Genomic DNA, 22,738 nt, shown 5'->3' on the forward strand with positions numbered 1-22,738 from the left:
CGCTAAGTACTTATCAGTTTACTATATACGTTGAAAGAATGAAAATGCCTACGTGTAACCCCAAAAAGAAAGCCGCTACATCGAAACTTCCGATGTAACGGTTCGAGAATCGCTTATGCAAATCGCTTATGCACTTTTTTCCCATCATACGAAAATACGACGAGTTTTTTATCGACGTATGTCTCTAAGTGGACGATCCGCCCCCATAGTTGATGAACATAGGGCAATACACTTTCCAAATAAGGCACATCAAGCTCTGTCTCTTCAAACTTATGGACTAAGTACAGTTCGCCATTGCGAATATAGTCCCCGTCTTCCACAACAATATAAGGGAAGCCCCCGTTTACACGTTGTGCAATGAGTTGATTTTGCACGCTGCGGAATTCTTTATCCGAAACTTTATATTGACTGCCTTTTTTTTCAAACACATACAAATCTTCTTTTTGTACCAGTTCTTTCGTTAAGTAGTTTCTAACGAAAGATATATCAGAATCCATTTCTCTCACCTCAAACATTTTTTTCCTGCCCGAACCAGGCATTGCTCCGAACCGTTTCATCTCGTCTGTCGGATGATCATATCGCAGCTCAATATCTTCAAAAATTTTCAGTCCAAGATAATAGGGATTGATGGATGTTTTCGATGGTTGAATAACATTTGCATTCAATGTTGCGAATTCTATCGTTTCACTCGTTGTGAGGTCCAATTCCCTCATAATTCGTTGATGCCAATACGTTGCCCATCCTTCGTTCATGATTTTCGTTTCCATCTGTGGCCAAAAATAGAGCATTTCCTCACGAATCATCGTTAGAATATCGCGTTGCCATTCTTCTAATTCCCGGCTATGTTCCAAGATGAAAAGAAGTAAATCTTTTTCAGGCTTGGCCGGAACTTTTTTCCGTTTTGTTTCATGCGTAGTAGATTCGATTTTCTTATGATCCAATTCCCATAGATCATCATAGGCTGTTTTTCTCATAATCGGTTTTGTATCTTCAGGTTCTACTTCCTCATTTCCATAGCGCCATCTGACGAGCGAAGGGTCGATATGTTCCTGTATGGCAAGCACGGCATCCAAAAAGTGTTCGACTTCGTCTTTTCCATAAATCATTTCATAGTTCGCTATACGTTCGGCTGTAGCTGTCATGCTTTCAACCATATCCCCACGCGTGTTGGCAAATCGCGCATTGTTTTTGAAGAAATCACAGTGCGCAAGTACATGGGCTACGATTAGTTTATTTTGTATGAGACTATTACTTTCCAGCAGAAATGCGTAACACGGATTGGAATTAATGACGAGTTCATATATCTGGCTTAAACCTAAATCATATTGCAGTTTCATCTTATGGAACTGTTTTCCGAAACTCCAATGGCTGAACCTTGTCGGCATACCGTAGGCGCCAAATGTATAAATAATATGTGCAGGACAAATTTCATAACGCATCGGATAAAAATCTAATCCGAATCCTTTGGCGATTTCCGTAATTTCGGCAACGGCCTTCTGAAGGTCCTTATGTTGCGTCATCGGGATTCCTCCAAGCTTTTATAGAAAAACTTTTTCAAGGCGTGGTAAACATCTGCATTCTCTTTCAGGACATAATGGCGGAATTTTGGATCCTCAATTTTAGAATACGTTGTCATTAAAGTCGAATATCTGCTATGTGCATTCACTTCCCCATAGCCGAACATATTACAGACTTCCATTAACTGTTCAACTAACAACACGCATTTGGCATTATCAGACGACATATTCTCTCCATCTGAAAAATGGAAAGGATATATATTATAGCGTGAAGGATTATATTTTTTATGAATCAATTCAAGCGCCTTTTCATAAGCTGTCGAGCATATTGTCCCGCCACTTTCACCTTTAGAAAAGAAATCCTCTTCCGATACAACTTTTGCAAGTGTGTGATGGGCAATAAATTCAATATCGACTTTCTCATACTTCGTCCTCAAGAATTTCACCATCCAAAAATAAAAGCTTCTAGCCATATACTTTTCAAAATTCCCCATTGATGCACTTGTATCCATCATCATAAGAACGACGGCACTCGATTGTGGCTTAACGATTGGATCCCATGTTTTAAATCGCAAATCATCATTATAGATTGGCATGATACCCGTTTTGCCTTCCATCGAATTACGCTTAAATGCCGCGATGATCGTCCTTTTTTTATCAATATTCCCGATGAGGCCTTTTTTCCGGATATCATTGAATGCGATATCTTCTTCTGTAATTTCGGCTTGTTCCCGCTGTTCCAGATTAGGCAATTCCAATTCCTTGAAAAGCGTCTCTTCGATTTCCGCAATCGATACTTCTGCCTCATAATAGTCGCTGCCTGCCTGATCACCAGCCTGTTTGCCTTTGCCAGCGTCTTTACTACCATCGTTCGCTACCACATCACCGACTTGGCTTTTCCCTTTGCCTTGCCCGACGTGTTTAGATTTATCATGATTATAACGAATCTTATATTCATCAAGTGATCGTATCGGAATTTTAATGATATCCTTGCCGTCGGACATGACAATACTTTCCTCACTAATCAGTTCAGGTAAATTATTTTCTATCGCTTTTTTGACTTTATCCACATGTCGTTTCTGATCCTGATATCCTTTTCGATGCAACGTCCAGTTTTCCTGGGAAACGATAAAAGATTCACCTGTTTCATCTGTCATTTCTAGTCACCTACCCCAGTCCACTCATTTTTTTAGTATATGCAACGACTGGCGGGTTATTGAAATTCATCGGTTCAACAGACTTCCTACATAACGTAATAAATCGTTTGCGGAAACCGAATTATAGCCATGCTCATCTATAAGCCTCACAACGACTTCATTAATTTTTTTCAAATGGGTTTCATCTGGTGTACTAGTAGAAGTCGTGATTTTAACAACATCTTTCAAATCGGCGAATAGTTTTTTCTGTATTGCTTCGCGCAGTCGTTCATGTGATTGATAGTCGAACCGTTTGCCCTTTCTTGCATAAGCAGAAATTCGAATAAGAATTTCTTCGCGGAATGCACGTTTCGCATTTTCAGAAATGCCAATTTGTTCTTCGATTGAGCGCATCAACTTCTCATCAGGACTCATTTCCTCACCAGTAAGCGGATCTTTCATTTTATGTTTGTTGCAATAAGCTTCAACATTATCCAAGTAATTGTCCATCAGCGTTTTTGCAGACTCTTCATAGGAATAGACAAATGCTTTTTGGACTTCCTTTTTGGCGATGTCATCATATTCCTTTCTTGCAATGGAAATGTAATTCAAATACTCTTCCTTGTCATCTTTTGATATGGAGGCATGTTGATCGAGCCCTTCTTTTAACGAACGTAAAACATCCAACGCATTAATTGCATTCACTTCTTTTCGAATCATAGCCGAGGAAATCCGATTGATGACATAACGTGGATCGATGCCATCCATACCTTCTGTCTGAAATTCTTTCTTCAATTCTTCCAAATCTGCCGAGTTAAAACCTTCAACATTCTCCCCATCATACAGGCGCATTTTCTTTAAAACATCGATACCTTGTTTTTTTGATACTTTCAATCTTGTCAGGACAGAAAAGATTGCTGCGACGCGAAGGGCGTGAGGAGCTATATGCACATGCGACAAATCACTTTCACGAATCATCTTTTCATAGATTTTCTCTTCTTGGCTCACTTTCAAATTATACGGAATCGGCATAACGATAATTCTTGAATGCAATGCTTCGTTCTTTTTATTAGATATGAATGATCGATATTCCGTTTCGTTCGTATGCGCTACAATCAGTTCATCCGCACTGATTAACGCAAAACGCCCTGCTTTGAAGTTCCCTTCCTGTGTTAAGGAGAGGAGATGCCATAAAAACTTTTCATCGAGCTTCAACATTTCCTGGAATTCCATCATTCCTCGATTTGCCTTATTCAATTCTCCGTCAAATCGATAGGCACGCGGGTCGGATTCAGAGCCATATTGAGCGATTGTGGAAAAATCAATGCTCCCTGTCAAATCGGCAATATCTTGTGATTTCGGATCTGAAGGAGTGAAAGTTCCAATTCCTACACGTTTGTCTTCTGAGAAAAACATTCTTTCTATTAATACATCTTCGATTCGGCCGTCATATTCTGTTTCAAGCCGCATCGTGTTTAAAGGTGATAGACTCCCTTCGATCCGAATCCCAAACTCCTCGAAAAAGTCATCTCGTAAATACTCAGGGATTAAGTGCAATGGGTCTTCATGCATCGGACAGCCTTTAATCGAATAGACAGCGCCTTTGTCAGTCTTCGCATATTGCTCGAGTCCACGTTTCAACAACGTGACAATCGTCGACTTACCGCCGCTGACAGGGCCCATTAATAACAAAATTCTTTTTCGGACATCTAATCGCTTTGCTGCAGGATGAAAATATTCATTCACTAGGCGTTCTATTGTATCTTCGAGACCATATATTTCCTTTTCGAAGAAATGATAAATGGTGTTGTCATTTTTCTTTGTTTCACCGTGACTTTTAATCATTTCGTAAACTCGTGAGTGAGCAGTTTGTGCAACCTCTTTACGTTCACGAAGAATCTCCAAATACTGTGCAAAAGTGCCTTCCCATTTCAATTTGTTCTCTTCATCTCGATACTGTTCAACCTTCTGTAAGATATCCATTCATGTCCCTCCATTCAGGAGCTTGGTTTGAATTAGTGTATGCATGAATGCTCAGTAAAATGAAGCAAATAAAACAAGCTGGGAAACGAATAGACTCGTTTCCCAGCTTGCATTAGATTTCTGGATAGGTTCTTTTAAGAAAATCGATTGATTGGTGAATTAATTGTTTTAGTACTTCTCTATCGATATCATCGACCTTGTTAATATATACACAAGCTTTTCCCGATGTATGCTTTCCAAATTTCTTCAAAGTTTCCTCTCTATCAGTATCTCCAGGTGCAAAGTATAAACTGATTTTTGCTTTTCTTGGCGAAAATCCAACGAGTGGAGCATCTCCCTCATGACCCGATTTATATATATAGTGATATGAGCCGAATCCAATAATGCTAGGACCCCACATTTTCGCTTCATGACCAGTAACCTCTGTAAATATATCCAGTAGTTTATAGGCATCCTCACGCTTCTTCGGGCTATCAACTGATTCGATGAAGTCTTTCACACTTTGATCTGTCTCTTTTGTTTTTTGCACGTACATTAACTTCCCCCCTTTCTAGTGACTGAATAATTGTTTCACTTGAAAACTTCGTGTATTTATTATAATCTTAATAGCTACGAAAACTATATTGCGAATTTTTCGAACGCAACTCGCATGACCACTTTTATTTTTTAAGAATGAACTATTACTACTATTTTATCTCTTTCCTTGAACCTTGTCCTTAGTAATATCCCTTTTTTATTTTCATCATTTAAATTGTATTGACTCACCATTTTTTTACTTTATAATTAGATTGATTTTAACAAATTAAGGAGTGATAGTCGGGTTGGAAAATAAGCTGAAGTTGTACGGCTTTAACAACCTCACCAAAACACTTAGCTTCAACATCTATGATGTGAGCTATGCAAAAAGTGAGCGGGAACAAAAAGATTACATTGCCTATGTCGACGAGCAGTACAATTCTGAACGTTTGACAAATATTCTTTACGACGTAACCGAAATTATCGGTGCGACCGTTTTGAATGTGAGTAAACAAGACTACGATCCTCAAGGTGCCAGCGTGACAATCCTCATCACAGAGGAATCACTGCCAGTCGCATTGATCGATGAATCTTGTAATCTTGGGGCAATCGATATTTTAAAGACCCGGGATTCGGTTGTTAGTCATTTAGACAAAAGCCATGTTACCGTCCATACGTACCCTGAGTACCATCCGGATAACTCGATCGCCACATTCCGTGTCGATATCGAAGTGTCCACTTGTGGAGAGATTTCTCCATTGAATGCACTCGACTATCTAATTGGGAGCTTCGATTCGGATATCATTACGACTGATTACCGAGTCCGTGGGTTCACACGGGATGACCGAGGGAAGAAGTTATTCATGGACCATAAGATGACTTCAATCCAAGACTATATAGACAGTGAAACGTTGCAGAAGTATGATGCTATCGATGTCAATGTCTATCAGTCGAATATCTTTCATACAAAACTGCTTGTAAAGGACATCAATCTTCAAAACTACTTGTTCAATACGGATGTTTATGAAATACCGCCGAAAGAACGGCTGTATATTACAAACAATTTACGTAAAGAGATGATTGAAATTTTCAGCGGTTCTAATATATATGAAGAGTGAGAGGAAAGTGATGAACATTCTTTCTCAGGACAAAGCCCCGATTATGGAGGCTCTAAACAAGTACAAAAAAATGAGGGTCGTTCCGTTTGACGTTCCAGGCCATAAACGCGGCCGTGGAAATGCGGAATTGACCGCTTTTTTAGGCGAGAATTGCATGACTGTGGATGTCAATTCCATGAAGCCACTTGATAATCTTATCCATCCGGTCTCTGTCATCCGTGAAGCCGAAGATCTTGCTGCAGAAGCCTTTGGAGCAAAACATGCATTTTTCATGGTCAACGGAACGACTTCTGCTGTTCAGGCGATGGTCATGACCGCTTGTAAAGCTGGCGAAAAAATCATCATGCCAAGGAACGTCCACCGGAGTGCCATTAATGCATTAATATTGAGCGGAGCGATTCCGGTCTACGTAAACCCGGGTGTGAATAAGGAGCTCGGTATTCCCCTCGGTATGGCTGTCAGTGAAGTGCAACAGGCAATTCTCGAACACCCTGATGCAAAAGCAATTCTCATTAATAACCCGACCTATTACGGAATCTGTTCCAACATGCAAGCAATCACAGATTTAGCTCATGAGCATGGAATGCTCGTCCTAGTCGACGAAGCGCACGGCACGCATTTCTATTTCAATGAAGACCTTCCTGCTTCGGCAATGTCTGTAGGTGCAGATATGGCAGCTGTCAGCATGCATAAATCAGGCGGCTCGCTAACACAGAGCTCAATCCTATTGATCAATAATGAAGTAAGTGAAGGATACGTACGGCAAATCATTAATTTAACCCAGACGACAAGTGGCTCCTACCTGCTCATGTCATCACTTGATATTTCCCGAAAAAACTTGGCACTGAATGGGCAGGAGATATTTAGTAAAGTTGCAGGAATGGCCCAGTACACGCGAGATGAAATTAATAAAATCGGTGGATACTACGCATTTTCTGAGGAACTTAAAAATGGCGATACGATTTTCGATTTTGATACGACTAAGTTGTCCGTACATACACTCGAAATAGGCCTTCCGGGTATTGAAGTTTACGATATCCTTCGAGATGAATATGATATACAAATTGAATTCGGTGATATCGGCAATATCCTTGCTTACATTTCTGTAGGCGACCGTCATTTCGATTTGGAACGGCTTGTTGCCGCTCTTGCGGAGATTAAAAGACGTTACAGTACGGATAAGAGCGGATTGTTCGACCATGAATATATTAAACCTCACGTCGCTTATACTCCGCAGGAAGCATTTTATGCACCTAAGGAAAAGTTGCCGATGGAAAGAAGTGCCGGAAGAATTTCAAGTGAATTTGTCATGGCCTATCCACCGGGTATACCGATTCTCGCTCCCGGAGAACGAATTACAGAAGAGATTCTAAATTATATTCAGTATTGTAAAGACAAAGGCAGTTTCATGACCGGAACGGAAGATCTGAACATCGAAAACATTAACGTAGTAAAGGAGTCAGAGTGATGAACTTATGGTTTACAGAAAATCATTCAGCTAATGCACGTTTTTCGATGAAAGTGACCGAACATCTCTATACGGGAAAAAGTGAATTCCAGAAAATCGATGTTCTACAAACTGCAGAATTCGGGAAGATTCTCACACTTGACGGGTTAGTCATGGTGACAGAAAAGGATGAATTCATCTACCATGAAATGATTACCCATGTAGCAATGGCTACTAATCCACATATCAAGAAAGTGCTCGTCATCGGTGCAGGAGACGGCGGAACAGTTCGTGAACTTACGAAATATGATTCCATCGAACATATCGATATGGTTGAAATCGATGAGATGGTTGTGGATGTATGTAGGGAATTCCTACCGCAGACCGCTTCTAAATTAGATGACCCAAGAGTTCATCTCCACTTTGAAGATGGCTTGAAATTCGTTCGCTCAAAAGAAGATGCGTATGATTTGATCATCGTTGATTCGACGGATCCATTCGGACCTGGTGAAGGTCTCTTCACAAAAGAGTTTTACGGAAATTGCTATAAGGCGCTTAATGAAGACGGAATATTGGTTAATCAGCATGAAAGTCCGTTTTATGAGGAGGATGCGCTCGGCATGCAGCGTGCACATCAGCGAATCATCGGGTTCTTCCCTGTATGCAAAGTGTATCAAGTGCATATCCCAACGTATCCATCAGGTCATTGGCTATTCGGTTTCGCTTCCAAAAAGTTTGATCCTGTAAGCGACTTGAACGCCGAACAATGGAATAATCTCGGACTGCAGACGAAGTATTACAATACCGATATCCACGTCGGCTCGTTTGCTTTGCCGAATTACGTAAAGGAGCAATTGGAAGATGTTGAATAGGAATATCGAAACTTTCATTGGCTGTGATAATGAATACGAAGAATCGGACATTGTCATTTTTGGCGCACCATTCGATTCGACGACGTCTTTCCGTCCTGGAACACGTTTCGCAAGCAAAGCGATGCGGAGTGAATCATTCGGAATTGAAACGTACAGCCCTTATCAAGATAAAGATCTAGAAGACAAGCTAATTTTTGACGGCGGCGACCTTGAACTAAGTTTCGGCAATACGGAAAGAGCACTCGGTCAAATTGAAGAGTTCACTGGCAAGATCATTCGTGACGGTAAAATTCCGTGCATGATTGGCGGAGAACATCTCGTTACACTTGGTGCTGTACGTGCTGTCGCTGAACAATACCCTGACCTTCATGTTATTCAATTCGATGCTCATGCCGATTTGCGCGATGACTACCTAGAGGAAAAACTGTCTCACGCAACAGTTATTCATAGAGTATGGGATATACTCGGCGACGGTCGGATATTCCAATTTGGCATCCGTTCCGGTGACCGAAGTGAGATTGAATGGGGCAAAGACCATGTGTATACGAATAAATTTAATTTCGATACATTGGATGAAATTACACAAAAATTAAACGGCAAGCCAATTTATCTGACAATCGATTTGGATGTGTTAGATCCATCTGTCTTCCCTGGCACAGGAACGCCTGAAGCTGGAGGAGTAAGCTTTATGGATCTATTACAAGCGATCCTGACAGTAAGCGGACTTAACATCGTAGCATGTGACGTCAATGAATTGTCACCTGTCTACGATCAAAGTGGGGTATCGACGGCAGTTGCATGTAAAGTGCTGCGCGAATTACTTTTAGCAGTAAACGAACAAAAATAAGTATAGGCGGTGTTTTAATTGGGTAAAGCGTTAATTATTGGTGCAGGTGGAGTCGCAAGTGTTGTCGCTCATAAATGTTGTGAAGTTCCAGACGTTTTCGAAGAAATTTGCATTGCAAGCCGGACAAAATCAAAATGTGACGCGTTAAAAGAAAAACTTGACGGTGGCCGCACTAAAATTCAAACGGCACAAGTCGATGCAGATAACGTGGACGAGCTCGTTGAATTAATCAATTCATTCAAACCAGACATCGTTATTAACGTTGCACTTCCTTATCAGGATTTGACGATCATGGACGCTTGTCTCGCTACAGGTGTCGATTATTTGGACACAGCAAACTACGAACCACTTGATACAGCTAAATTCGAGTACAAATGGCAATGGGCTTACAAAGAGAAGTTTGAACAAGCTGGCATCACGGCACTTCTAGGAAGCGGCTTTGACCCTGGTGTGACAGGTGTTTTCTCTGCTTATGCACAAAAGCATTATTTCGACGAAATCCACACAATCGATATCGTCGACGCCAATGCTGGGGATCATGGCTATCCGTTTGCAACGAACTTCAATCCGGAGATCAATATCCGTGAAATCACTGCTAATGGTCGCTACTGGGAAAATGGCGAGTTCATCGAAACGCCGCCACTATCAGAAAAACGCGTATATGATCTGCCTGAAATCGGTCCGAAAGATGTGTATCTTCTTTACCACGAAGAACTGGAATCTCTTGCCGTCAATATTCATGGCATTAAGAAAATCCGTTTCTGGATGACATTCTCACAAAACTACTTGACTCACTTGAAAGTACTTGAAAACGTCGGTATGACTTCCATTGAACCAATTATGTTCGAAGGCAAAGAAATCGTTCCTTTGCAATTCCTAAAAGAAATTTTGCCTGACCCAGCTTCTCTTGGGCCACGTACAAAAGGGAAAACAAACATTGGCTGTATCTTCCAAGGTGTTAAAGATGGCGAAGAAAAAACCTATTATGTATATAATGTATCCGATCACGAAGAGTGCTATAAAGAAGTTGGATCTCAAGCAATCTCTTACACGACGGGTGTACCTGCAATGATTGGCGCAATGCTTATGCTTACTGGCAAGTGGAAAAAACCGGGTGTCTATAATGTTGAAGAGTTCGATCCAGATCCATTCATGGACGCACTGAACACATACGGCCTACCATGGCAAGAAAACTTTAACCCAAAACTAATCGATTGATAGGAGGACTGAATCATGCAATTGAATTTTGATCCAAAGACTGTGCCCTCCCCTTCCTACGTAGTCGATGAAAAGCTATTAATTAAAAATCTGGAGTTGCTCAAGTCGGTCATTGACAGAACTGGTTGCAAAATCCTACTTGCGCAAAAAGGGTTTTCCATGTACTCTGTCTACCCCCTCATCGGACAGTATTTGAATGGTGTTACTTCAAGCGGCGTGTTTGAAGCGAAGCTCGGATACGAAGAAATGGGGAAAGAAGTGCATACGTATGCACCTGCATTTTCAGAAACGGATTTCGATGAAATTCTTACGTATTCTGACCATATTGTCTTCAATACATTCGACCAATGGAGACTATTCAAAGACAAAGTAAAAAATCATCCAAAACCAATTGAATGTGGAATCCGCATCAATCCTGAATACTCGGAAATTGAAGTGGACATGTATAATCCATGTTTCACACATTCTCGGTTCGGTGTAACGCTTGAAAACTTTGAGCCTGATGAGCTGGAAGGTATAACCGGTCTGCACTTCCACACAATGTGTGAGCAAAACTCAGACACTCTAGCTCGCACGATCCAAGTCGTCGATGAAAAGTTCGGCACGTATTTAAAAGGTTTGAAATGGATCAATTTCGGTGGCGGACATCATATTACAAGACCTGATTATGACATTGAATCGCTAATCGAATCCATTCTATTCATGAAGAACAAATATGGGCTTGATGTCTATTTGGAACCTGGCGAAGCAATTGCACTAAACACAGGATTTCTCGTCACAACTGTCCTTGATACAATGCAGAATGAAATGCCGATTGCCATTGTAGATACATCAGCTTCATGTCATATGCCCGATGTACTGGAAATGCCGTACCGTCCTGAAATTGTCGGTGCTGGGGCAGCTAATGAAAAAGCAATTACCTATCGTTTAGGTGGCCCAACATGTTTAGCTGGGGATGTTATCGGTGATTATTCATTTGATAAACCATTACAACCAGGTGATACATTAGTCTTCACAGACATGGCCCATTATACGATGGTGAAAAACAATACATTCAATGGCATGAACTTGCCTGCTATCGTTCTAAACACTGCAGAAGACGGTCCTAAGGTCATCAAAGAATTTGGCTACACAGATTTTAAAGAACGCTTGTCTTAACCACATTGAGACTACAGGCCTTCCCGGAGGCTTGTAGTTTTTATATGCTTGAAAATTCGTCTAGGCTAGTCGTTCCGTAAACGAGTAACAGCACAAACAACACTAAGATCACCGCATGAATAAATGCACTCGCATTAAATTCCGTCTTGCCGAACAACATACGAACCCCCTATCTACCATTCATCGTTTGCCTTAACCGCTCAATCATGTCCTCCACTTCGAAATCGCCGCTGCGTTCAAGAATGTCAGCGAGAGTATCTTTTTGCGTTTCTTCCGTCGGCCCAAATGATCCTACTAAGGATATGAAAATAACGGGCTGGCTTCTAAAGATTTGGACCGCATCCACTTTTAACTTTCCTGCAAGTAAAAGCGCAGCTGCGATTATTTCAAGATCCTTCCCTTTTAAGAGATCACTGATTGTAAATGGTGTCTTGCCATGTTGTTGAGAATGGTCATACATCAGCTTACACACCTTTGGTTTGCTTTCTATACTATATGGGTATTTAAATTGTTATGTTCACTTATTGAGAATAGATGGGCACAAATTATCGCAGGACATAACGATTCATTTTTCACGTAAAAAGGTAAACATCTAGAGAAAAGGAGTGTCATCATGAAAAAATATTTATTTATACTACTTGGGCTTTTAGTGTTCGCAGGATGTTCTGATAATAACGCAAACGATTCAGTCGATGTAGACGTCGATAATACGCCAGAAGTCGAAGTTGAAGATCCGGCAGTTGACTTAGAAACTGAGGAAGATACTACGGAAGCAGATGATGAGACAACTGACGGTACGGGAGACGATCTGACAATGCTTGAAGAATACGCGATCATTGATGACAATATTGAGTTGTCAGCACTTTCTGCAAAAGTAGAAGAAGATAATCCGGGTACAAGGGTAATCCTGTTTGAAGATGAATCGGGTAAACAAGTATATAAAAGTGTATTCGTTAAAAATGACCAGCATTTGAAAATCATCAAAATGGATGATGAAGGCCTTCTTTATAACGACTTCATTAAATAAAATAAAATTGTTATAGAAAAAGCCATGATGGCGACAGCGGCAATCCGCAGTCCATCATGGCTTTTTATAATTAAACGATGACTTTCTCATTTTTCCCAGCTTTCATTCCACAAATAAGCATTATTACTGAAACGACGAGGAATATCACCATCGGACTCGTCCAAGAATCCGTCAGATCATGCAAGAAGCCAAACAGTACAGGTCCAACGGCTGCCAAAAGATACCCGTAGGATTGCGCCATACCAGATAATTGTGCAGCTTCCATATGCGTTTCAGTACGCAATGTGAAAAACATCATGGAAAGACCGAAAGCCGAACCACCTGCTATACCTATCGCAATCATCCACAGTGGTGTAAAAGCAAAACTGCCGAGCAATACGCCACCATAACCTAGCAGGAATAATGCAACGGTACCGAGCACGAGCATTCTTTGGTCTTTTACTTTACCTGCAATAATCGGGATAATGAATGTCATCGGAAGTTGAGAAAACTGGAGCAGTGACAACATCCACCCCGCTTGTGAAGGCTCCATCCCTTTGTGTGTCAACATTTCAGGCATCCATGCTGACGTTGAATAGAATAATAAAGACTGTAAGCCCATAAAGAATGTGACGGCCCAAGCAGTCGGAGATCGCCAAAGCGAATTTTTCTTTTCCGTTTCTGTCTGTTTCGCTTTTGCAGGCAGCTTCTCCCTGCCTTTTAATTGTGGTAACCATAAAAACAATGCGATTACGGACAATATAGCCCATATGCCCAAAGCACCTTGCCATCCAAAAGTCGTCTTCTCAACAATCGGAACACTAATCCCCGCAGCAATCGTTGCTGAGATATTCATAGCAACAGAATAAATTCCAGTCATTAAACCGATATGTAATGGAAAACTAAGTTTTAATAAGCCTGGCAATAACACATTTCCAAATGCAATTGCGACACCTATCAAAAATGTTCCGACTACTAATAATGGAACGGATCCGATGGACCTAATGACAATTCCTAATGTAAGGAGACATAATGATAAAAACAACGTTATTTCCATACCGAAACGATTAGCAAGTTTCGGGGCAAATGGCGATATAAGCGCAAACGCCAACAATGGAATGGTTGTCAAAAATCCTGCTAACACATTCGACATGCCCAGGTTATCCCGAATCGGCGCAATGATTGGACCGACAGAGGTTAACGGAGATCGAAGCGTGGAAGCGATAAAGATAATGCCGATAATCAGCAAGAATGTTTTTTTATTCATAAGTAGTTTCTTTGAACGGTACTCACGTTCCACTTGATCGCCTCCTTATTTAAACGCTATATGAGCATATCATATCCATTATTTATGTGAAAGGCGTCTAGCAGCTTCCATTACAAAACATATAATTCAGAAGATAATTGCTCATACAAAAACGGATCTCTTCTATCTATGAGATCCGTTTTCATATGGGGAACTTCCATTTCAATTGAATCGTGTTTCACTGAACACCTTAATTCAATTACCTGCCATTCACTCGCTAGGCACTAGCATGACCGTTGTGAGCAACTCCACCGCTTCATCGATTTCCTTTTCTGTCACGGTTAAAGGGGGTAATAAGCGAATAACATTCGGACCAGCCTGAACGATCAGCAATCCTTGGTCTTCTGCAAGCTTTATAATTGAAGTGACATCATCTTTGCACTTAATACCAATAAGTAAACCTTCACCTAAAATCTCAAAAAGATTCGCAGGCAATGAAAATTTGAGTCTCTCAATCAAATACCTCGATTTCTGTTGAACACTAAGAAGAAACGTCTCATCAAATACATGTTCAACAATTGTTTGTGCAACTGCAACTGCAAGGGGATTCCCACCGAACGTCGTACCATGAGCACCTGGACCAAATGATTCAGCCAATTTCTCGCTACCCAACATCGCCCCAATCGGAAAACCGCCACCGAGTCCTTTTGCCAAAGTGATAATATCCGGTTGCAATACGGTATGCTCATAGGCATACTTGGTGCCTGTTCTGCCAATTCCCGTCTGCACTTCATCGACGATACAAAGTATGTCCTTCGCCTGGCATAGTTCCTGGATTTTTGAAGCGAACGCCGGCGTCACCGTATTCACTCCACCTTCTCCTTGGATCACTTCAAGCATAATTGCAGCTACGTCTTCATCAATTGCAGCTTCGAGTGCATTGACATCATTAAAGGGAATCGTCCTAAACGTATCTAGCATCGGTCCGAATCCAAGTTTCACTTTTTCTTGACCGGTCGCTGCCATCGCACCAAAAGTCCGGCCGTGGAAAGATTGCTCGAAAGTGATGATGACATGTTTGGCTGTATGTTTACGGGCAAGCTTGATGGCTGCTTCATTTGCTTCCGCGCCACTGTTGCAGAAGAATGCACGCGATAAGGGCGTATTCTTCAGTAGAGATTGTGCAAGTTGCTCCTGTTCTGGACTTTCAAACAGATTGGATATATGCCACAACTTTTCGCTTTGCTCTTTGAGCGCATTGACGATTGCCGGGTGGGCATGCCCCAGACTGACAACAGCAATACCACTTGTAAAATCGAGATATGGCTTCCCCTGTTCATCGTATACATATGTCCCTTTTCCCTTTACAAGATGGACGGATCGCCGTGCGTAATTATTGAATAACGCACTCATATGAAAACCTCCTTGAACCCGATAATCGTTCCATTTAAATGTTGGTCGGCAATATGAACCTCCGGAATACCGTGTTCTAAGCAAGCAATCGCCGCAGTCACTTTAGGTATCATTCCCCCGTAGATTTCTCCTTCTTCTATCCACTGTGCAACCAGAGACGGTGTCGCATTCCGCTGCATTTCATTGCTGACTTGAATGCCTGGAGTATCTGTAACGAGTAACAGACGATCAGCACCAAGAGCCAACGCGATTTCACTAGCGACAGTATCCGCGTTAATATTGAGAGCTGTTCCACTAGTAGTTGAACCAATGCACGATACAACGGGCACAAACCCTGATGCCAGCAGTTTAACAAGCACATCTTCATGTACTTTATTGATTTTCCCTACTAAGCCATACCGCTCTAAATCCAATACCGTACACCGCAATAAATGCCCGTCAAAGCCGCTCAGTCCGATAGCTTCAATCCCTTTATCATTTAGTTGATGCACAAGAGCTGTATTCACTTCGCTTATCAATATATGTTTGACAATTTCCATCGATTTTTCACATGTAACACGGATGCCTTCGTCAACGCGCGATTCAATGCCATTCGCCAGTAGTGAACGATTAATGAATGGACCACCACCGTGAACGATGACCAGTTCATGTCCTTCCTTTTGCAATTCGATGAATTTCTCGAAAAAGATGTCGCTCAAACCGGAGAGCATGCTGCCACCCAATTTAATGACAATCCGTTTACGATCGATAAGATGCATTGATTTGGACGTAGTCATACGTTAAATCACACCCCCATGCGAGTCCTTTGCCCGTACCTTTGTTCAAATGTACTTGTATTTTCACTTCAGGCTGCTTTAAATACTGCGTAAGGAGCCCTTCGGAAAAGTGAGCAGGTTCTCCATTAGTCACGACAACAGTCTCACCGATTGCAATAATAATGCCGTTTGGATCGATTGATGCCCCACTATAGCCAACTGCGGCGATGACCCGCCCCCAGTTAGCATCACAACCAAATACGGCTGTCTTCACTAGCGGAGACCCGACAACTGACTTGGCAATTTTACGTGCTTCACAGTCGGATAAAGCGCCATGTACTTCTACTTCGATCAGTTTTGTGGCCCCCTCCCCGTCTTTCGCAATCATTTTCGCCAAATCTTGCGCAACTGTATGAAGCGCATGAACAAAATTTTCCCAATCAGGATGTGAAGGATTAAGTGATTGGTTTCCTGCTAGGCCGTTTGCCAGGACGAGTACCATATCATTTGTCGACGTATCCCCGTCAACTGTAATGGAATTGAACGTGACATCTGTCACCTCTTTTAACGCTTGTTGCAATTGGACAGATTCGATATTTGCATCTGTCGTGATGAAACCGAGCATCGTAGCCATATTCGGCTCAATCATACCTGACCCCTTAGCCGTACCTGCAATAATCACTTCTTTGCCATCCACTTCCGTTTTATATGCGGTGTTTTTCGTAACGGTATCCGTCGTAAGAATCGCTTGTGAAAATTGAATCGATCCTTCAAGACTATCCATCGGATTTAATTTTTCAATTCCGCTCAGCACAGGTTTCATATTCAACTTCTCACCGATGACACCTGTCGAAGCGACACCTACCAAGTTTTGAGAGATACTGAACTTCTCTGCTGTCTTCTGTTGCATCAGTAGTGCATCTGCCATGCCTTGAGCACCCGTGCAAGCATTTGCATTTCCAGAATTGATAATAACGGCCTGCATTTTACCGTTTTCTTTAACAACCTCTTTTGTTACAAGAAGTGGAGCCGCCTGTATGGCATTCGTCGTAAAGACTCCAGCGACACTTGCAGGTACTTCGCTTATCAATACCGCGAGATCATACTTTTTATGTTTCAGCCCGCAATGGATGCCGACTGCTTTATAGCCTTTTGGTGTAACAATATTTTTTCCTGACACTTTTTTTAATTGCTGAACAGCTACTGTCATTCCATTTCCTCCTTTTGTTAAATGAATAAAGGGACTTGCGTAAGACCGGTTGTTTCGTCCAAACCAAATTGCACATTCATATTTTGGATTGCTTGACCCGCAGCCCCTTTTACAACATTGTCAATGACTGCAACAATCGTTGCGCGATTGGTCCGCGAATCGACTTTCACATGAATATCGCAATAATTGGAGCCATACACTTGTTTTGTGCAAAATTTCCCAACGTCTGTCATCACGCGTATGAATGGACTAAGTTCGTAGGTCTGTCTCAGGCAATCGACAAGATCCTGTTCAGTGACATTTGCATGTACGGGTGCATAACTCGTCGTCATAATTCCCCTCGTCATAGGGATGAGATGTGTTGTGAAAGTCACAGTCACTTTCTCATTCCCAAAGAGACGAATACCCTGCTCGATTTCCGGTATATGTTGGTGCTCGTGAAGTTTATAGATTGTAAGATTTTCATTCGTTTCGCTGAAATGCGTCATCCGGCCCGGCGTATTACCAGCTCCAGAAACACCACTTTTCGCGTCAATGATAATTTGCGTTGCATCGATTAGACGGGCTTTTACGAGTGGCACTAAAGACAGAAGTGTCGCCGTCGGATAACATCCGGGATTAGCAATGAGCTGTGCATTCCTAATTTCGTCTCGATTCCATTCTGTTAACCCATAGGCACCCTTCTCAATAGAGTCAATAGAAGGAGGACTTTTTCCGTACCAATGCGCATATAGTTTAGGATCTTTCAGCCTGAAATCACCAGCCAAATCAATTAACCGAGGCCCCTTATCGAGAAGCGGAGGAAATAGTTCTGTCGTGACACCTGCAGGCGTACTAGCGAAAACGACATCACAATTAACCAATTGATCATAATCGATCTTTTCGAGTGGTCGATCATATAATTTTGTCAGAAAGGGATATTTACTAGAAAACTTTTTTCCTTCTTCTGACGAACTGTATAAATCGATCTTCGCCACTTGTGGATGATTGTGTAACAATCGGATTAATTCAAGTCCTCCATATCCTGAAGCACCAATGATTCCTACTTTCATAACCGCCACCCCTTTTATCGTTAGAATTAGTATACGTATGCATAATTATAAAGTCAACTGCATTTTTATTAATTAACAGAACTTTTTCAATGGGGTTATACTCTTTTCTTTGATGGTTTTGTAAACATGATTAGTATGGTATAATTCATTTATCATCTGGTACTAATATTAGGTAATAGGATTGTTACCGGCTCAGGAGGTTACTATGGAGGATTTATTGAAACTAAAAGGAAAAAATATTGTAGTTATGGGTGTGGCAAATGAACGAAGCATCGCTTGGGGTATTGCAAAATCCCTTTTCGATATCGGTGCCAATGTCATCTTCACGTATCGCAAAGAACGCTCGCTTGCTAAACTTGAAACAGCACTTGAGAAAAATGGACTGGAAGCAAAAATGATTGTTCAATGTGATGTCAATGAAGACGAAAGCATTCAACAAGCATTTACACAGATTGGCGAAGCGGTCGGTTCGATTCATGGTCTCGTCCACTCTGTCGCGTTTGCACATGCTGAAGATTTGAAAAATGATTTCGTCGAAACGTCTCGCAGCGGTTATGCATTTGCCCAAGATACAAGTGCATATTCTCTAATTGCTACAGCGAGGGAAGCCCGTCGCTATATGACAGAAGGCGCTTCAATCATCACAATGAGCTATCTCGGTGCTGAACGGGTTCTTGACGGCTACAATGTGATGGGTGTGGCAAAAGCTGCACTGGAAGCTTCTATGCGCTACTTGGCGAACGATCTTGGCAAAGACGGAATCCGAGTCAATGCATTGTCTGCGGGCGCCGTTCGTACGTTATCTGCAAAAGGTGTACCTTCTTTCAATACAATTCTAGGACAAATTAAAGAAAAAGCGCCTTTAAAGCGCAATATTACAAATGAGGAAGTCGCCAAAATGTCCATCGTCATGTTGAGCGATCTTTCAAGCGGCGTAACCGGGGAATTGATTTATGTCGATGCGGGCTATAATATAATGGGATGAAAAAAGGAGCCTAACTAGCTCCTTTTTTTCTTTGGTTGCTACAAATAACACTTTACTAGTTCGGTAAATGAGTACGTCACCTATAGATCATTATTTGAGATAGAGAGTAGAATTCGTCTATTTCCGATCGGAACTTTCCAAATCTCCTAGCGTCGTAAGTTAGAGGTGAATTTCAATGAAAACAAAACCAATTTACGTCGAAATAGATATGGAATGTGAAATGGAGGAAGTCTGGAACGCTTCCCAGCAACCTGATTTACATTCCCAATGGGATGTACGATTTTCATCGATTACCTATTTGCCAAAAAAAGAGGGCGAGCCGCAAACATTTACATATAAGCGTAAAGTTGCTCCTTTTATAACGGTCAAAGGATGGGGTAAAAGTGTCGCATCAAGAAGTGTTGCTAACGGCTCCCATTCTTCCTCACTTCATTTTGGAACGGATCAATGGTTTTCACCGATTAAAGAAGGCAAAGGTTATTGGAAGTATATCCCTAAAGAGGGTGGTGTTACATTTCTAACACAATATGATTATGAGCCAAATTTTTCGGGGGTCGGTAAACTGGCCGATGCGATTGCTTTCAGGCCGCTCATTGGGTGGGCCACTGCGTTAAGTTTTGACGTCTTAAAAAGATGGCTTGAAAAAGGCGAGGTGCCTAGAACACAATATTTACGGTTTTTCATTACGTATGGACTTACTTTGCTATTTTCATTAATCTGGTTATATCAAGGGCTAGTCCCGAAAATTATTGCCATACATCCTGAAGAACTCGCAATGGTCCAAAGTGCTATTCCTGTTAGCCATTCAACTGCAATCGTCATCGGAATCGGTGTAGCTGAAATAGCGTTCAGTATACTCTGGTTATTTTACAAACGGAAAAAACACCTATTTGCTTTCCAATTAGTAGTCTTTCCGTTGCTAACGCTTGCAGCCATTGTCTCTGTTCCTGAAACGGCTTTGCATCCCTTCAATCCGGTCATGTTCAATCTCGCTCTAATTGCCCTGTCACTAATCGGGTATTTTAGCAGTGAAGATGTGCCTACAGCAACAAGTTGTAAAAGAAAAAGGTGAGGTATACTAATGTCTATTTATGAGAAAGTGCTTGGTGATGACTTCTTTCGATTGCACCCGATGCTTCAGAAACGGTATTCATTTGAAGAGAGTAAATCGTTTAAGGCATCAGGTACTATGAAGTCCATCAAAGGCGGACCCAAATGGCTATACCCGATTTTCAAGCTTGGCGTCCATTGGAAATTGCTATTTCCTGAAAGGGGTACGGCAATTCCTTTTACGATAAAGAACGAAGTGTTAAAGGGAGAAAATAATGAAGAACAAGTGCACTGGGAACGAATCTTTCATTTCGATACTAAAAAGCGCTATTTCAATGCGTTAATGAGTCTCGATTCCAACCGGTCAGTGATCAAAGATTATCTCGGAGAACCTGCTTTAGTTTATTCCGATTTGGCATTTGACGTGTCCAGTGACGGCGCACTTACAATCCGTTCGTTAAATCAACGTCTTATTCTCGGTAAAATTGAACTTCCTCTTCCGAAGATTTTTCACGGACTTGCGACAGTTACTGAACGCTATGATGAAATGAAAGACGTTTTTCAAATACAAGTTAGTGTCAGAAATCCGCTAGTTGGTCATATCTTTTCGTATGAAGGGGAGTTTGTCCAAGATGCGTAAGTTTGCCTGTATTCATTTGCTGCTATTTTTAATCATTGCCCTATTTTCTAAAGATCCATGGCCTTATCTTTTATTGACAGCCGCCCAAATCCTATATGTGCCCATCGCGCTCAAAATGGTGATGGACACGACTGAATGGTTATCCAGAAACTATTATTTCTATGCAACACCTGCCTATTTGGCTATCGCTATGTTACAAATCACAGATCTGTTTCCCGCCTTCTATGCATTCATCTATTTGGCATTTACGGTCTGTATTGCTTTGCTCGGATTAGCGCGTTTCATAAAAAGAGGATTTACGAATATCGAAGAATTCGCTATCGATTTGGCCATGATGTACATTGCACTCGGGGGCGCTTGGTATTTCGCATATGTCGCTAATATTGATACCGGCTTTACACCTTTGCTGACGTGGCTGACCGCGATACACTTCCATTACTCAGCATTCCTGTTACCTTTATTCATCGGATTTTTAGGTAGGCTATCCAAACCGCGTTCTTATCATTTTTACAGTAGTTTGCTGTTGATTGCACCAATGGTTGTTGCTATCGGAATCACGTTTTCCAGATGGATCGAGTTATTTTCAGTTCTCTTGTACATCATCGGATTGGCGGGAATTATCGTAACCGCCTGGCGCTCAACTTTTGCAAACCGGTTACAGAAATGGCTTGTCTGCCTTTCCTTCACTTCGCTAGCTGTGACGATTGCATTCTCGCTTTTTTATGTACTCGGCAATGGATTTGGTCTCACGTCCATTACGATTGATTTCATGCTGCGTTTCCACGGGCTGTTGAACTGTGTCCTATTTGCTCTGTTCGGCATTGTAGGATGGTCGCTCTTTGTCCCTGCATCTCATTATCGACCACCGGTTTTCCCTATCAGTCAGATAAGAGGAAAGCTAACTGTTTCGGGGATTGGTCAGTCTAATTCACACCGCGGCCTCGTCGATGATATGGACATTTACATGATTGAACAAGTAGCCCCTGCCGTTTCTGATTTCTATGAAAACACGATGGACTATCGCCTGCATGCGTCAGTCCGATGGCATCGGTGGTTTTTACCGTTCGCTTTCGTGTACGCATTGATTAGCCGGAAAACAGAACAAATCAACTTGCCACTTCATTCAAGAGAAGTTGAAATGACGGGGGATGTTTTATTGCTCGATCGACAGGACGGCCGTGAGCATACACGGGCTTGGATACGCAAAATCGGAGAGCGGCTAACCTTTCTAGCGCTTTATTCACATCATCAGAATGCGTTTGGCAGGACCTTCATGAATATCGCTTTGCCACTCCCGTTCTCGACAATGACAGGCGTGTTGGAATTGAATAAAGTGGGCGAGGACTTGCAACTAACAAGTAGAAAGAGTGATCCGACATCTGACGCAGGCACTTATTTATCATTCCGGTGGAGCACATATTTCAAGCTACCAATCGAAGAGAACTTTCTCGTTCGAGAAGAAACAGATGGTAGACTATCGGCAATCCATACGATGCGGATTTTCACAATACCATTTTTGACAATAAACTATACGATACGAAAAAAGTAAAAACAGCCAAAGGATCCCTT

The 22,738-nt window shown here is 41.7% G+C and carries 21 protein-coding genes; 11 read left to right on the forward strand and 10 right to left on the reverse strand.

Going from position 1 to position 22,738, the window contains the following annotated elements:
• Positions 1-113 precede the first annotated feature (113 nt).
• The 4 genes from QWT69_RS10270 to QWT69_RS10285 form a co-directional block, all read right to left on the reverse strand.
• On the reverse strand, positions 114-1,520 hold the full coding sequence (locus QWT69_RS10270) for a SpoVR family protein (protein WP_317965403.1): 1,407 nt from the start codon (positions 1,518-1,520) through the stop codon (positions 114-116).
• Positions 1,517-2,674 carry a sporulation protein YhbH gene (gene yhbH / locus QWT69_RS10275; protein WP_317965405.1) on the reverse strand — a complete coding sequence of 386 codons (1,158 nt, stop codon included), beginning with the start codon at positions 2,672-2,674 and terminating at the stop codon, positions 1,517-1,519. The genes QWT69_RS10270 and yhbH overlap by 4 nt, the downstream gene beginning before the upstream one ends.
• A 66-nt stretch (positions 2,675-2,740) precedes the next feature.
• Positions 2,741-4,636: a PrkA family serine protein kinase gene (locus QWT69_RS10280; protein WP_317965407.1), complete on the reverse strand. Its 1,896-nt coding sequence runs from the start codon at positions 4,634-4,636 to the stop codon at positions 2,741-2,743.
• A gap of 112 nt (positions 4,637-4,748) precedes the next feature.
• Entirely contained in the window at positions 4,749-5,171 is a 423-nt protein-coding gene (locus tag QWT69_RS10285) for a DUF1801 domain-containing protein (protein ID WP_317965409.1), read from the reverse strand.
• A 286-nt stretch (positions 5,172-5,457) separates the two neighbouring features.
• Between QWT69_RS10285 and speD the strand changes: the two genes are divergently transcribed.
• From speD to nspC, 6 genes are read left to right on the forward strand one after another with little or no spacing between them, the layout of a single operon-like run.
• Complete coding sequence (speD, locus tag QWT69_RS10290; RefSeq protein ID WP_317965411.1) at positions 5,458-6,270, forward strand: adenosylmethionine decarboxylase; 813 nt, start codon at positions 5,458-5,460, stop codon at positions 6,268-6,270.
• Between the two features lie 10 nt (positions 6,271-6,280).
• A complete protein-coding gene (locus tag QWT69_RS10295) occupies positions 6,281-7,738 on the forward strand; it encodes an aminotransferase class I/II-fold pyridoxal phosphate-dependent enzyme (protein WP_317965413.1) in 1,458 nt (485 codons plus the stop codon).
• A complete protein-coding gene (gene speE / locus QWT69_RS10300; protein WP_317965415.1) occupies positions 7,738-8,589 on the forward strand; it encodes a polyamine aminopropyltransferase in 852 nt (283 codons plus the stop codon). The genes QWT69_RS10295 and speE overlap by 1 nt, the downstream gene beginning before the upstream one ends.
• The gene (gene speB / locus QWT69_RS10305; protein ID WP_317965417.1) at positions 8,579-9,436 is read left to right on the forward strand and encodes an agmatinase; all 858 of its coding nucleotides are present in this window, start codon (positions 8,579-8,581) and stop codon (positions 9,434-9,436) included. Before speE ends, speB begins: the two co-directional genes overlap by 11 nt.
• 18 nt (positions 9,437-9,454) lie before the next feature.
• Positions 9,455-10,654, forward strand: a complete 1,200-nt coding sequence (locus tag QWT69_RS10310; RefSeq protein WP_317965419.1) for a saccharopine dehydrogenase family protein — start codon at positions 9,455-9,457, stop codon at positions 10,652-10,654.
• Between the two features lie 15 nt (positions 10,655-10,669).
• Positions 10,670-11,812, forward strand: a complete 1,143-nt coding sequence (gene nspC, locus QWT69_RS10315) for a carboxynorspermidine decarboxylase (RefSeq protein ID WP_317965421.1) — start codon at positions 10,670-10,672, stop codon at positions 11,810-11,812.
• Between the two features lie 169 nt (positions 11,813-11,981).
• On the opposite strand, the gene QWT69_RS10320 is transcribed toward nspC, so the two are convergent.
• On the reverse strand, positions 11,982-12,272 hold the full coding sequence (locus QWT69_RS10320; protein ID WP_317965423.1) for a hypothetical protein: 291 nt from the start codon (positions 12,270-12,272) through the stop codon (positions 11,982-11,984).
• Between the two features lie 153 nt (positions 12,273-12,425).
• Here QWT69_RS10320 and QWT69_RS10325 point away from each other — a divergent pair, with 153 nt between their 5' ends.
• Complete coding sequence (locus QWT69_RS10325) at positions 12,426-12,839, forward strand: putative periplasmic lipoprotein (protein WP_317965425.1); 414 nt, start codon at positions 12,426-12,428, stop codon at positions 12,837-12,839.
• 70 nt (positions 12,840-12,909) lie between these two features.
• Here the strand turns inward: QWT69_RS10325 and QWT69_RS10330 are convergent, their stop codons facing one another.
• The 5 genes from QWT69_RS10330 to argC all read right to left on the reverse strand — a co-directional run bounded on the left by QWT69_RS10330 (position 12,910) and on the right by argC (position 18,494).
• A complete protein-coding gene (locus tag QWT69_RS10330) occupies positions 12,910-14,085 on the reverse strand; it encodes a CynX/NimT family MFS transporter (RefSeq protein WP_317971037.1) in 1,176 nt (391 codons plus the stop codon).
• A gap of 249 nt (positions 14,086-14,334) precedes the next feature.
• Positions 14,335-15,477 carry an acetylornithine transaminase gene (gene argD / locus QWT69_RS10335; RefSeq protein ID WP_317965427.1) on the reverse strand — a complete coding sequence of 381 codons (1,143 nt, stop codon included), beginning with the start codon at positions 15,475-15,477 and terminating at the stop codon, positions 14,335-14,337.
• Positions 15,474-16,253, reverse strand: a complete 780-nt coding sequence (gene argB, locus QWT69_RS10340) for an acetylglutamate kinase (RefSeq protein ID WP_317965429.1) — start codon at positions 16,251-16,253, stop codon at positions 15,474-15,476. The genes argD and argB overlap by 4 nt, the downstream gene beginning before the upstream one ends.
• Positions 16,216-17,442, reverse strand: coding sequence for a bifunctional ornithine acetyltransferase/N-acetylglutamate synthase (gene argJ / locus QWT69_RS10345; RefSeq protein ID WP_317965431.1), 1,227 nt, complete (start codon positions 17,440-17,442; stop codon positions 16,216-16,218). The genes argB and argJ overlap by 38 nt, the downstream gene beginning before the upstream one ends.
• Positions 17,443-17,459: 17 nt before the next feature.
• On the reverse strand, positions 17,460-18,494 hold the full coding sequence (argC, locus tag QWT69_RS10350; RefSeq protein WP_317965433.1) for an N-acetyl-gamma-glutamyl-phosphate reductase: 1,035 nt from the start codon (positions 18,492-18,494) through the stop codon (positions 17,460-17,462).
• Positions 18,495-18,699: 205 nt separating this feature from the next.
• Between argC and fabI the strand changes: the two genes are divergently transcribed.
• The 4 genes from fabI to QWT69_RS10370 all read left to right on the forward strand — a co-directional run bounded on the left by fabI (position 18,700) and on the right by QWT69_RS10370 (position 22,718).
• Positions 18,700-19,479 (forward strand): enoyl-ACP reductase FabI, encoded by a 780-nt coding sequence (gene fabI / locus QWT69_RS10355; protein WP_317965435.1) that lies wholly within the window; start codon positions 18,700-18,702, stop codon positions 19,477-19,479.
• Between the two features lie 175 nt (positions 19,480-19,654).
• Positions 19,655-20,551: a DoxX-like family protein gene (locus QWT69_RS10360; protein WP_317965437.1), complete on the forward strand. Its 897-nt coding sequence runs from the start codon at positions 19,655-19,657 to the stop codon at positions 20,549-20,551.
• 9 nt (positions 20,552-20,560) lie between these two features.
• Complete coding sequence (locus tag QWT69_RS10365) at positions 20,561-21,169, forward strand: DUF4166 domain-containing protein (protein WP_317965439.1); 609 nt, start codon at positions 20,561-20,563, stop codon at positions 21,167-21,169.
• Entirely contained in the window at positions 21,162-22,718 is a 1,557-nt protein-coding gene (locus QWT69_RS10370; RefSeq protein WP_317965441.1) for a YndJ family protein, read from the forward strand. The genes QWT69_RS10365 and QWT69_RS10370 overlap by 8 nt, the downstream gene beginning before the upstream one ends.
• The last annotated feature ends 20 nt before the right edge of the window (positions 22,719-22,738 follow it).

This window comes from Sporosarcina oncorhynchi, assembly GCF_033304615.1.
Classification (GTDB): domain Bacteria; phylum Bacillota; class Bacilli; order Bacillales_A; family Planococcaceae; genus Sporosarcina; species Sporosarcina oncorhynchi.